Consider the following 12,740-nt stretch of genomic DNA (forward strand, 5'->3'; position numbering starts at 1 on the left):
GCCCCAACGAACGAAACACCGTTTCGTTATACGTTTAATAAATGTGGCCGTTCGCGTTCAATTTTCAGAATCAGCTCTCCAAAAAGCGTGTTGGCCCATGCAAACCATTTACGTGTAAACTGAGAGGCATTGTCTTTATCGAAAGACTCATGCATAAAACCTGTGCCTGCATGGGTGGTTTTCAGGTAATACAACTGGGACTTTATCTCCTGCTCGCTGGTGGATGTCATGGCACGCATAATGATGCTCATGGGCCAAATCTGATTAACCAATGTATGCGGGCTTCCGATTCCCTCGGCAGCTTTGCCCTTAAAGAAATACGGGTTGCTGTCGCTCAGCACGAAACGTCTGGTGTTCTGGTACACCGGGTCGGTAGCTTTTACAGCCCCCAGATACGGCAGGCTCAACAGGTTGGGCACGTTGGCATCGTCTTGTAACAGGCAGTTACCAAAACCGTCTACCTCCATGGCATATACTGGCCCGTAGATTGGATGTTTGATGACAGCATATTTTTTAATAGCTGTTTCAACCTGATTGGCAAGCGCCTTACATTCTGTTGCAAAGGCGGTATTATTCAGTACTTTCTCTGATATTTCGGCCAGCTGACGGAAAGAAACAACCGCGAACAGATTGGACGGAATCAGGAACGGATACTGGGTGGCATCGTCGGAAGGACGGAAAATACTGTGAATCAGCCCGTTTGGTTTGGTATTATTACCATAGCCATTACCAGGTACAGTATCTGTAGACCAGGAGGTGGTACGACCAAAACGGTAAGGCCCCCTGTCGGTAAAGCGTTGTTGCACTTTGCAGGTGGCAATAATCAGTCTGGCTGCCTGAAGCCATCTGGCATCAAAAATACTGGTATCGCCAGAGGTTTTCCAGTAATGATAGGCCAGCCGAACAGTGTAGCACAGAGAGTCCAGCTCCCATTTCCGTTCATGCAACTCAGGTTTCATGTCTGTGTGGTCGGAGTACCACTCCGACTTACCCGGCCCGTCGTTAAACGCATTGGCATAAGGGTCAATGAGTATACACTCGGTCTGGCGGTTAATTACCCCCGCTATCAGGTCTTTCAGGCGGGCATCCTGCTTGATTAAAGGCAGGTAAGGCCATACCTGCGCCGAGCTGTCGCGCAGCCACATGGCATGAATGTCACCCGTAATTACAAACGTATCGGGTCTGCCGTTTTTGGTTTTGAAAATAACCGTAGTATCAAGCGTATTGGGGAAACAGTTTTCAAACAACCAGGCCAGTTCAGGGTCTTTTACAGACTTTTTTATGCGCTCAATAGTGGCCTCAATGGCCGGGCTGGTAAAGTTTCTTTTGTTGGGCGCGACCCTCACAGTAGGGAAACCAGCGGCAAAGGCATTGGTACCTGCCAGCAGGCCTATGCCAGCCAAAGAGGTAGTTTTAATAAAATCTCTTCTATTCTGATGCTGCATTTAACAAATAGGTTAAAAATTAAATTAGGGCTGGCCTTAAGCGGTTTTCAGCAGGTTTTCAACCACGTAGGTATGCACCCCATATATTTTGGCGTTTTCGCCCAGTTGAGAAATCTCAATTCTTAAATCTTCCTTGAAGTCGGTTAAGCAATACTTATTAATGGCGTGTTCTATCGGGTTTACTATGAGTTTCTGCGCTTTAGACAGCACGCCGTCAATAATAATAATCTGAGGATTAAACAAATGCACGGCTATAGACAAACCCTTGCCCAGTTCTAAGCCTATGTTGTGTATAATGTCAATAGCAAAGGCGTCGCCCTGTTGGGCAGCCTCAATTACCATTTCAAGATTAATGTCTTCAATTTTGTCTTTATATTCACCCAATTTAGACACTTTACCTTGTCTTAGGCCGTCTTTGATGTTTTTAAGCAATGACGAGGCCGAGGTTATGGTATCAAGACAGCCAACTTTTCCACAGGTGCAAAGCACACCATCAGGATTCACCTGAATATGCCCCAACTCTCCGGCAAAACCAGAGGCGCCGTCAAATATTTCACCGTTTACTACTACGCCCAGGCCTATGCCCCAGTCAACATTGATAGACAACACATGATGCTTGCCTTTGGCCAGCCCGAATCGATACTCGCCAAATGCATTGGCTTTAGAATCGTTCAATACGTAGGCTGGTAACCTGAAATGCTCCTCAATTGATTTGGCCAGCGATTTATTCTCGCTGTTAAGGCTTTTATAGGTGTAGTTGATACCCGTATTTTTATTGACCAGCCCCGGGATAGAAACCCCGATAGCAATCAGTTTTTTACCTTTGGTAATTTTCTGCTCTATTACGTTGTCTACCAACGAAAAAAGTGTCTCCAGAAAGATGGGATTGTTTTTTAGCTGTAAATCAAAAACCTGTGTAAAAATGACCTGATTACGGAGGTTAAGCAGAAAAACCTTGGTGTCGTGCGTGTTGATGTCTAGCACCAGAACAAACTTCTCTTTGGGATTTATGCCGTATATAGCCGGCCGGCGGCCCTGCTTTGACATCCCAAATCCTGTTTCAATAATCCACTTTTCTTCAACCAGTTCTTCAATAAGTGCAGTAATTGACGGAATACTGATGTGTAATGAGTGAGAAAGCTCTGCTATGGTATTGGTTTCGTTGAGATACAGCTCAGAGATGATGCCCTTTTTCTGTCTGTTTTTTTTGATATCGATGACCGATTCTCTACTGGTCACTTCAAGATCGTTATCGAGAGATACTTCTGACATTGTTTATAATAATTTAATGAGGTTAGGCTCATAACAAACAGGCAGGCGCTTTAAAGAGGGCTCCGGTTATGATTTTATATTTTCGTATAGGGTGAATTTTAAAAAACAGTAAGCAATTTATTAAAAAAATAGCAAGACTTTTTCTTGAATCAGGCTTTTTTGCAAATCAGGCCTAAATATCATATAAAATTTAATAAGACTTCATATATTTTTAAAAAAATTTAATAATTAGTTTTTATTAATCAATTTTTATTTATGTTTGTAACCACATTTAAGATTTTTTTAAAAATCTGTTCGCATCAAAAAGTATCACTATATCAATTTTATATTGATTTTTTTGAACCGCATTCTTAATCCACCATATACGTTTTGCTTTTTATCTCCTGTTTTCGCTACCCGTAAAACGGAGTATTTTAAGACCATTACTATAAGAATGTTTAACCTTAAATCGTCAGAGTATAGCTAAAAATTAACTAAATCTAGCCTATCTATGGAAGCAAAGTATATAGTAGGACACCCTCATAAAAACGTTTGCTTGTTTTGCCACCCGGCAAATTAACAGCACGTTGCCTGAGTGGTCATTTTCCTGTTATGCTTCAATGCCGATTCTGAAAATGCACCATTCAGCTGATTTTACCGATTTTCAAAGCAATCATTTTTAACCCAAGTCAAATTTATATGAGAAATTTTTTACCAAAGTTGGTGGTAATACTTTTGATGGGCTTCAGCCTGCCGGTATTAGCCCAGACCATTACAGGTAAGGTAACAACAAACGGAGAGCCGCTGCCCGGCGTTTCTGTAGCCGTTAAGGGCGCCCCTAACGGAACTATTACTGACACAGAAGGTAAATACACCCTTACTGTGCCTAATCTGAAAAGCACTATTGTTGCTTCTTTTATTGGTTTTACAACGCAGAACATTGACATTAACGGACGCTCAATTATTGACATTGAGATGGTTGAAGATGCCAAACAACTTAACGAGGTAGTTGTAACGGCATTGGGTATTAAGAGAGAATCAAAATCTATTGGTTACTCGGCCCAGAAGGTGGCATCGAAAGACCTGGTACAGGCTGCCCCGCCAGATATCGCATCTGGTTTGATGGGTAAAGCTGCCGGTCTGAACATCTCTCAACCAAACGGTGTGCAGGGTAGCTCTCAGAGAATCGTTATCCGTGGTAATAACAGTATCCTGGGCAGCAACCAGCCTTTGATCGTTATTGACGGTATACAGGTACAAAACGACCCCGTTGGCGGTACGCAAGGTAAAAGTGGTGACGTAACCAGCCCTAAAGACTGGGGTTCGTTCCTGAACTTTGTAAACTCTGACGAGGTAGAAGATATCACCGTCCTGAAAGGCGCCAACGCAGCTGCACTATACGGTGCACGTGGCGCTAACGGGGTTATTATGATAACCAGCAAAAAAGGTGGTAAAAGAGAAGGTTTTGGTTTAGACTATAATTTCTCGTCGCTATCAACAACGGCTTACCGTTTTCAGGATGTACAAAACGAGTACGGTTATGGTGGGGCATCTGCCCTTTGGTCGGCAACGCAACCATTCCCAACAACCTCAAAAGGCGAATTGCGCTACCCTGGTAACTACCCTTGGGATGCACAGGACGTAAACAATAACTACCGCAGTGGTGGCCCTATTCCGGGTGGGTATTCATCTTGGGATATTTTCAGCTGGTATGGCCCGGCTTCATCATGGGGACATAAACTGGATGGCACTGAGCTTATCTGGTGGGACGGCGCTAAACGCAAATGGGCTCCACAACCAGACAACCGAAAAGCTTACTTTAACACCGGTAACACTACTACGCATAACTTGTCGTTCAGCGGTGGCGGAGACTACGGAACTTTGAGAGTGGGTTTGACCAGATTAGACAACAAAGCTATTGTGCCGAACAGCAACTATGACCAGACCAATGTAAACCTGGGTTCGTCATTAAACATTTCGAAAAAAGTTAAAGCTGAAATCACTACCAGCTACACGAACTATAACCGTCTGAACACGCCTGAGTCTGCCAACGATAACGGTTGGTCAAACTTTATGATTCACGGTATGTCACGCGATTACATCCCGTTAGAGTTTGACACTTACAAACTACCAAACGGAAGCAAAAACATTTTTGACCAGACTTCTCCATTCAAATATTATCCTTACAACAACAATGCGTTTAAGGATATGTTCTGGAAATTCTACGAAAACAACCAGAGATTATCACGTAATCAGTTGTTAGGTTCAATCCGTTTATCGGCAGACATCACGCCTTGGTTGAACATCGCCGGTCGTACGTCGTTAAACAACTCAACTACCAGCATCGAAAGCAAAAATACGCCTGTTGATGTTGCGGGTATTCAGGGAGCTTATGGCATGGAAAACATCAACAATACCGACCTGAACTTTGAGGCATTCACAACCTTACATAAAGACGGTTTGTTTGGCTCTAAATTTAACGGTAGCTTGTTAATTGGTAACTCGGCTCTTCGTAGCAGAAGCCACGGTGTAAATACCTGGAACGCCGGTAACTTTGACGTACCGTTTAAATATTACCTGAACAACAACCTTGATAAAACCAAAATCACAACCGGTGAAACCCGTTATGATTTAAACCTGAACTCGTTGTTTGGTATTGCAGACCTTTCTTACAACAACTACCTGTTCTTGCAATTAACAGGCCGTAACGACTGGTCGTCTACCCTTCCGATTGCTACTTCGTCATACTTCTTCCCATCAGGAAGCTTGAGCTTTGTGTTTACTGAAGCAATTGACGCCTTTAAAAATCAGAACTTACTAAGCTACGGTAAACTGAAAGTATCATTGGCCGAGAGTGCTAACGGTACTAATCCTTACCTGACACAGTACACTTATAATACCTCTACCATTACCAACACTATTAATGGTACAGCCGCAACTTCTTTTGGCGGTCTTCCGGTTCGTAGTTTGCAAACTACGTTGCCTCCGGCTGGCTTATTGCAACCACAAAGAAACAAATCATTTGAAATTGGTACTGAGTTAGGCTTCCTGGGCGGTAAATTAAGCATGGAACTGACTTACTACCAGACAAGAGCAACCAGCCAGATTCTGAGCTCATCGCTGGCAACTTCTTCAGGTGCTACTGCAGTAACATTTAATACAGGAGAATTGGCTAATAAAGGTTTCGAGTTTATTGTAAGAGCTACACCTGTTAACTCTGGTTCATTCAGATGGGATCTTGCTTTGAACGGTGCACATAACCAGAACAAGGTTATTTCATTGGCTGACGGTATTGAGCGTTATCCGATTGCTGACCTTTGGGGAACTAACGGCGCCCTGATGTATGTAAAAGCAGGTGAAAACTATGGCACAATTTACGGATATGACTATACGTACCTGAATGGCCAGAAAGTGGTTAAACCAGTGGTTGACAAAACAACCGGTAAAGTAGTTGGTACCCAATATGTAACCACTGCCGACCCAGTTGCTATTGGTAACACCACTCCGAAACTGACAGGTGGTTTAACTAACAACTTCCGTTATAAAAACTTCAGCTTGTATATCCTGACCGACTTCAAACTGGGTGGTGATATTTACTCGGCAGACTACGGTGCTTCAGTTGGTCATGGTTTGTCGCCAAGCACATTAACAGAAAGAAACGGTGGTGGTTTACCATATACCTATCCTGATGGTAGCACAGCTAACCACGGTGTAATTCTTGAAGGCGTATTTGCCGACGGAACCAAAAATACAGACGTGGTACATTATATGTATAAATATGCAGGACAATACATGGGGTGGTCTAACGTAAAAATGCCAAGAAGCAACCTGGTTTTCGAAAACTCATGGGCCAAACTTCGTGAGGTAAACCTTACTTACTCTATCCCGTCAGCCATTGTAAAACGTACTAAATTCCTTCAGGGGCTTGATGTATCGTTTGTTGGCCGTAACCTGTTCTATTTATTCACAACCTTGCCTGACAGAATGAATCCTGAGGCTATTAACGGTATTGGCAACGCCCAAGGTTTCCAATGGTCGCAATTCCCGGGCACTCGTGATTTAGGTATCTCATTAAAAGCAAGGTTATAATCCATTAAACACAGAATCATGAAATATCTATCAAAAATATTTATAGTAACCTTACTGATTACGGCAGTATCATGTAAGAATGATTTTGAGGAAATAAACGCTCCGTGGGACAAACCCAACAGCGCCTCAACGCCAGAGATGTTCAATGCGGTAATCAGTTCACTGCCATTGACAGCCGGAGAACAATCGGTTATGAATGCCTGGTTGTACCCTATTACACAGCAGGCCGCCATTACTTCTGGTTCTTACCCATACGACAACGCCAAAAATGATGTTTGGCAGAACTACTACTATACCCTTGGTAACGTAAGAGTAATTGAAGACAGAATTGCTAAAAGTGCAGACCCTGCCTCAATGAACAACGTGTCGGCCATGCTTAAAACCATTATGGCTTACAAGTCGTTTAAACTGACAAACTACTACGGTGCAGTACCTTACAAAGAGGCCGGATATGCTGCTTTGGCAGCCGATAAAGGCGTGGGTGTGTATAAAACAAAATACAATACCCAACAGGAGATATACACAGATATTCTGACAAACCTGAAATGGGCAGTTGATAACCTGAAAACCGATGCCTCTCAGTATTCGTTGGGTAGCTATGAAACACTTTTCAAAGGAGACATCAGTAAATGGATCCGGTTTGCCAATAGCCTGCGCTTGTATATAGCTGCTACTATTTACAACAAAGATCAGGCTTTAGCAACTGCTCATATTACAGACGCGCTAACCAAACCTTTGCTTGGCGACACTGAAAACGTAGGAATCTGGCCAGCTGACCTGAACCTTTCTCTACAATGGCGTGAGTGGTCTTTTTCTGCTAACTGCTACTTAAGAATGGGTTCAACTATGTGGAGCCTGATGTCTGCTAATGATAATAAAGACGGTAGTGGTATATTTGACCCACGTGCCCGTATATTTTATGAACCAAACAACGCAGGCGAGTGGGCTGCATACCCGCAAAACCCGGTTTCAGGCGTAACAGCTACAGAAGGTGGTACTCCTTATGACAAAAAACGTTACACAGCCTGGAGCGATAAAGGCGCCAGCAACCTGTATTCGCCGGTTAATTTGTATTTCGAGCAGGATTTAACCACAATCCCTGAACTTATTCTTACAGCAGCGCAGGTGCGTTTTATCAAAGCCGAAATTTACAACAGAGGTATGGGTGTTGCAGCCAACGCTGCCACTGCCAAAGCAGAATATGAGGCGGGTATAAAGGCATCGGTAAATATGTGGAAAGGCATTGCGTTTAAATCGCCGGTTTGGACAGTAGCAAAACCTTCATCTGCTACAGCTACCGATGCAGAAATCAGCACTTTGCTGTCGAGCCCGGTAGTGGCTTACGCTGCAGACCAGGCTACTGCCTTGAAACAGATATATGCCCAGCTATGGATTGACCAGTTCAGACAACCATTTGATGCCTGGACATTGAAAAGAAGAACAGGAGATAAAACGCCGGTTTCAACTTCAAATACACAGTATTACACTGGTAACTTCGGTACTTACCAACGTTTTGTGTATCCGGACGACGAAATCACCTACAATGCAGACAACTTTAAAGCAGCTGCAGGCGGAACAAACCTGAACAGCACAAAATTGTGGATAACACAATAATTTGCACAAATATTTTATTATATTTGAACGAATAATTCAAAAATATTAAGTAGAATTGTTTCATCATAGTTTTTACAGAAAAGGCCCTCAATCGAGGGCTTTTTTCTTTTCAGGAGGTTTTTATCTTGAAAATTAAGAATCAGCAAAGCTTCTTGAAAACTTCACATAGAATCATAACACTTAGCTATGGCGGGTTGATTTTTTATTTTATTTTCGCGCATTGTTTTTTGTGACTAAACCAACCAATCACTATTATATGAAATCCTTCCTTTTTAAGACTATTGTCTTTTTGAAAAAGCCAAGTATCATCTATCGTTTTCTAGCTATTCCTGTTGCATTTTATGCCATTTTTTCAATCGCCATTCCGGACATCCAATTCAATATGGCAAGCGGCAAGACGGTAGAAATGTCATTTGACCAGCTAATCAAAACGCCAAAATCAGAATTGCCCCGCTATTTAAAAATTAAAGATGCCGTTGTACCATCAGGGACTTACGTTTATGAAAGAAGCAAAAAGAGAGGCACTCTCAGAGGCATTTATTATCCGGTTTATCCAGAGCAGAAACAGAGTATTAAAATCAGTGGCGCAAAAGTGGATAGCCTTCTCAAAGCAGCAAATGTTAAATCTTCATCACTTCAAAATGAGGCCGACAGCAGTGTTTCTATTCCATTAATGCATGATTACAGCAGCACAGAGGCCAAACTTGTGATTCATGATACGCATGTACAGGAAAGTGATATAGATGATAGCACAGGCCATTATTTTGATTCTCCGACTTTTTCTATCGAAGGCCGCAATAGTGGAGATGCCATACCTGATGATATAAAAAGTTTATTTACCGAAGATGGTATCAAGATTAGTAATGATGCCATATTGTTGAAAAAAGGTGAAACAGTTATGAAAACGTCATCGGCAATAATTCTAAGCGTTGTTGCCTTGATTATTGGCGTATTGGGTATCCTTACCTTTTTCCCTACAAATGTGCTTGCCAATTGGGCTGGGGTAAGTATTGTTTCAGAACCTGCCAAAAATGAAGGTGAGGCATCATCTCCTGAAAACAAAGCTTAATTATTTACCTGGCATTTTACAAAAAAAGCACCCGCGCAGGTGCTTTTTTTGTAAAACAGACTTCACTTTGCCTCTCCCTCATCTTCCACAATATCCTTATGCTCCTCCGCCAGTTGTTTGATAAGATTCCCTCCGGCCGGAATCCAGTCTGAAACTTTTGAAATAACCGATGGCGCCACTTTAGTGATGACCGGAAAAGTAACCGATTCCTGCGTAAGATGTGGAGGCAGTTTTATGTCAATAGCATTGAGCAACCACAAGAAAACACTGATACCAAATACCCAGGTAAATATGCCGACTATTGCCCCGGCGAAGCCATCAATGGTACCCAGAATAGTAAACCGGAGCGCCCGGCTGAGCATCCAACCCAGCTTATTGATTAAGAATATGGTAGGAAAGAAAATAATAGCAAAACTCAGATAAGGCAAAAATCGGTTAGCCGTGTTTTCGCCAATGGCGGGGGCCAGCCAGTTCATGCCTATACCCAGAAACTTAAAGCCCAACACAAGGGCTGCAATAAAAGCCAGAACACCAATAATTTCTATAAACAGGCCCTTTACATAGCCCTTATAGGCACCAAACAGAATGGGTACTATGAAAATCAGGTCAAGCACGTTCATGTTCTAAAACAGGGTTATCAGGAATAATACGTAAAACTCCTGAAAAAATTTCTTTCCAGTTCCGGAGTTATACAAAGGTAAAATTTTTAAGCACAAAAAAGCGCTTATCAGACATAGAAAACCGCCTCAAAAAAGTCGATTGGCAGATTCAGAAAACTACTCTAATTATCATAAAAAGACAGGTATAACACAAAAAATCAGGAATAATTCCCTTAAATACACCAAATTTCAGCCTCTAAAATTTATCCTGATATTTTTCTCTTGATTATCAATATCTTAAAAACTATTTAGATAAATTCTAAAAACAATTATTGCAAACTGTGGTATTAATCTGTAAGTTTGACTACACTTTCATGAAAACAATTGGAGTAACCTTAAATTATACTAAGATGACTGACGAGCAATTATTAGAAGTAGAACCCCTGCTCATTGAGGATAAAACAAGATTTGTCCTTTTCCCGATAAAGCATAACGATATATGGGAGTTTTATAAAAAACATGAGGCATCTTTCTGGACAGCAGAAGAAATAGACCTTTCGCCAGACCAGAAAGACTGGGAAAATCTCAATGATGGGGAGCGTCATTTTATATCACACGTACTGGCTTTCTTTGCCGCATCAGACGGTATAGTTAATGAAAACCTGGCGGTTAACTTTATATCACGCGTTCAGTTTGCCGAGGCCAAATGTTTTTACGGTTTCCAGATTATGATGGAAAACATCCACTCTGAAACCTACTCGCTTCTGATTGACACCTACATAAAAGACCCCGTAGAGCGTGATAAAATGCTCAATGCCATAGACCATATACCTTGTGTAAAGAAAAAAGCCGACTGGGCTTTGCGCTGGATAGACAACGGCAATTTTATTGAACGCCTGCTGGCCTTTGCAGTGGTTGAAGGCATCTTCTTCTCTGGCTCGTTCTGTTCTATTTTCTGGTTAAAAAAACGCGGTTTAATGCCCGGCCTTACTTTCTCTAACGAGTTAATATCGCGTGATGAAGGTCTGCACCGTGATTTCGCCTGTCTGCTTTATACCCGTTATATTAAAAACCAGTTGCCTGCCGAAACCGTTTATTCACTGATTAAAGACGCGGTGGCAATTGAGAAAGAATTTGTAACCGATGCCCTGCCGGTTTCGCTAATTGGTATGAATGCCGAGTTAATGTGCCAGTATATTGAATTTGTGGCCGACCACCTGTTGGTGTCGTTGGGTCTGGAGAAAATATACAACACAGGCAATCCTTTCGACTTCATGGATATGATTTCGTTGCAAGGAAAAACCAATTTCTTCGAAAAACGTGTGGGCGAATATCAGAAAGCCGGCGTTATGTCGCAGAAAGAGCAGATGTCGTTCTCGCTTGACGAAGAGTTTTAATCAAGAAAAACATTTTGTTACATAGTTTGGTAATCTATAGGGGCAAAAGATGTTTTGCTCCTATTTTTTTAAAATTAAAGACGCTGGTAAAGCTCAGCGAGCCGGGCAGCTATAGGCTTGCCTGCAAATTGCTTAATGTGCTCCTCTCCTGCTTCAACCAGTTTGTGCTGCAAGGTTTTATTGCTTAGCACTTCCTGCATTTTTTTTGCTATGTCGGCTGCATCAAGCGGGTTAGCATAAAGTGCTCCCGCTCCCCCGGCTTCTTCAAGGCAAGAGCCTATTGCTGCCACCACCGGCACCCCGCTGCTCAGGGCTTCAATGATGGGGATACCAAAGCCCTCAAACAATGAAGGGTACACAAACAGACTACAACCCTGATACAAAGCGGGCAAATCGTCCATCGGCACTCCACTCAGAAACCTGACAGACTGAATACGGTTTTGCTGTACGTATTTCTTCAGTTCGTCCAGATATGCCGATACTCCCCCTACCAGCACCAATTCATACGCTTCGGTATTAAAGGCTTCAAATGCCTGTATAAGCCTTAGCTGGTTTTTCCGTTCGGTAAAAGATGCCACACATAGTATGTAATCCTTCGTAATACCATACTTTTTTTTAACCTGCGCCAGCGTAGCCTTGTCTGTTATTGGCTGGCCAAACTGAGGTTGAAACCCCTGGTATATAACGGTTATCTTATCGGCCGGGGTGCCATAAAACTCTATGATATCACGTTTGGTTTGCTCACTTACAGCCACAATGGCATCGGCGTTCTGGCAGGCATATCTGAATTTCCGCTGATAAAAAAACCTATCAACGGCGGGGTATTGCTCAGGATACCGCAGGAATATCAGATCATGGATAGTCACTACTGATTTTATACCGGCTTTGCCCAGACCATACGGAATCTCATTACTCAGGCCATGAAAAACCTCAATTTTATCAGTCTGTAAATCTTTAGTAATAAATCTGCTCCGCCACAAGGCGCTGGGCAGGTAGGCGTACGCCGCAGGAAGCTTAATACTTAATTGATTTTTGAATGGCATCCGGGCATCAGGCCAGGTTGCTTTCTGCTTGGGTGTGTAAGCATAGTAGGCGTGTTGGGGGGCGTGTTCCAGCAAAGACTCCATAATAAACCTGCTGTAATTGCCTAAACCCGTGTAGTTATTAAAAGCCCGCTTGGCATCAAAACCTATTCTCATTGAACTATCTTTGCATTAAATTTGTAAGTGAATATTAGGTCATACTTTTAAGAGACCTCCTTTTTACACCATTCAAT

8 protein-coding genes are annotated in these 12,740 nt (G+C 42.5%); 4 read left to right on the forward strand and 4 right to left on the reverse strand.

The window, feature by feature from the left end; genetic code table 11:
- Nucleotides 1-26: 26 nt before the first annotated feature.
- Both NZ848_RS08815 and NZ848_RS08820 read right to left on the reverse strand, forming a co-directional pair.
- Nucleotides 27-1,445 carry a glycoside hydrolase family 125 protein gene (locus NZ848_RS08815; protein ID WP_259015181.1) on the reverse strand — a complete coding sequence of 473 codons (1,419 nt, stop codon included), beginning with the start codon at nucleotides 1,443-1,445 and terminating at the stop codon, nucleotides 27-29.
- A gap of 36 nt (nucleotides 1,446-1,481) precedes the next feature.
- On the reverse strand, nucleotides 1,482-2,717 hold the full coding sequence (locus tag NZ848_RS08820) for an ROK family protein (RefSeq protein WP_259015182.1): 1,236 nt from the start codon (nucleotides 2,715-2,717) through the stop codon (nucleotides 1,482-1,484).
- Between the two features lie 678 nt (nucleotides 2,718-3,395).
- Here NZ848_RS08820 and NZ848_RS08825 point away from each other — a divergent pair.
- From NZ848_RS08825 to NZ848_RS08835, 3 genes are all read left to right on the forward strand, one after another.
- Entirely contained in the window at nucleotides 3,396-6,785 is a 3,390-nt protein-coding gene (locus tag NZ848_RS08825) for a SusC/RagA family TonB-linked outer membrane protein (RefSeq protein WP_253530068.1), read from the forward strand.
- Between the two features lie 18 nt (nucleotides 6,786-6,803).
- Entirely contained in the window at nucleotides 6,804-8,399 is a 1,596-nt protein-coding gene (locus tag NZ848_RS08830; RefSeq protein WP_259015183.1) for a SusD/RagB family nutrient-binding outer membrane lipoprotein, read from the forward strand.
- Nucleotides 8,400-8,655: 256 nt separating this feature from the next.
- Nucleotides 8,656-9,468: a hypothetical protein gene (locus NZ848_RS08835; RefSeq protein ID WP_259015184.1), complete on the forward strand. Its 813-nt coding sequence runs from the start codon at nucleotides 8,656-8,658 to the stop codon at nucleotides 9,466-9,468.
- A 62-nt stretch (nucleotides 9,469-9,530) separates the two neighbouring features.
- On the opposite strand, the gene NZ848_RS08840 is transcribed toward NZ848_RS08835, so the two are convergent.
- Nucleotides 9,531-10,088, reverse strand: a complete 558-nt coding sequence (locus tag NZ848_RS08840; protein ID WP_259015185.1) for a CvpA family protein — start codon at nucleotides 10,086-10,088, stop codon at nucleotides 9,531-9,533.
- A gap of 389 nt (nucleotides 10,089-10,477) precedes the next feature.
- Between NZ848_RS08840 and NZ848_RS08845 the strand changes: the two genes are divergently transcribed.
- Complete coding sequence (locus NZ848_RS08845; protein WP_253535610.1) at nucleotides 10,478-11,464, forward strand: ribonucleotide-diphosphate reductase subunit beta; 987 nt, start codon at nucleotides 10,478-10,480, stop codon at nucleotides 11,462-11,464.
- 74 nt (nucleotides 11,465-11,538) lie between these two features.
- Here NZ848_RS08845 and NZ848_RS08850 read toward each other — a convergent pair whose 3' ends face one another.
- Nucleotides 11,539-12,663 carry a glycosyltransferase family 4 protein gene (locus NZ848_RS08850; RefSeq protein WP_259015186.1) on the reverse strand — a complete coding sequence of 375 codons (1,125 nt, stop codon included), beginning with the start codon at nucleotides 12,661-12,663 and terminating at the stop codon, nucleotides 11,539-11,541.
- Between the last annotated feature and the right edge of the window lie 77 nt (nucleotides 12,664-12,740).

The sequence above is a fragment of the Emticicia fluvialis genome, from assembly GCF_024793945.1.
GTDB classification, from domain to species: Bacteria; Bacteroidota; Bacteroidia; order Cytophagales; family Spirosomataceae; genus Emticicia; species Emticicia fluvialis.

Bases quoted from the DNA above. Each gene is read 5' to 3' on its own strand.
- NZ848_RS08850 (WP_259015186.1), bottom strand. From the start codon at position 12,663: ATGAGAATAGGTTTTGATGCCAAGCGGGCTTTTAATAACTACACGGGT.
- NZ848_RS08820 (WP_259015182.1), bottom strand. From the start codon at position 2,717: ATGTCAGAAGTATCTCTCGATAACGATCTTGAAGTGACCAGTAGAGAA.
- NZ848_RS08815 (WP_259015181.1), bottom strand. From the start codon at position 1,445: ATGCAGCATCAGAATAGAAGAGATTTTATTAAAACTACCTCTTTGGCT.
- NZ848_RS08830 (WP_259015183.1), top strand. From the start codon at position 6,804: ATGAAATATCTATCAAAAATATTTATAGTAACCTTACTGATTACGGCA.
- NZ848_RS08840 (WP_259015185.1), bottom strand. From the start codon at position 10,088: ATGAACGTGCTTGACCTGATTTTCATAGTACCCATTCTGTTTGGTGCC.
- NZ848_RS08825 (WP_253530068.1), top strand. From the start codon at position 3,396: ATGAGAAATTTTTTACCAAAGTTGGTGGTAATACTTTTGATGGGCTTC.
- NZ848_RS08845 (WP_253535610.1), top strand. From the start codon at position 10,478: ATGACTGACGAGCAATTATTAGAAGTAGAACCCCTGCTCATTGAGGAT.
- NZ848_RS08835 (WP_259015184.1), top strand. From the start codon at position 8,656: ATGAAATCCTTCCTTTTTAAGACTATTGTCTTTTTGAAAAAGCCAAGT.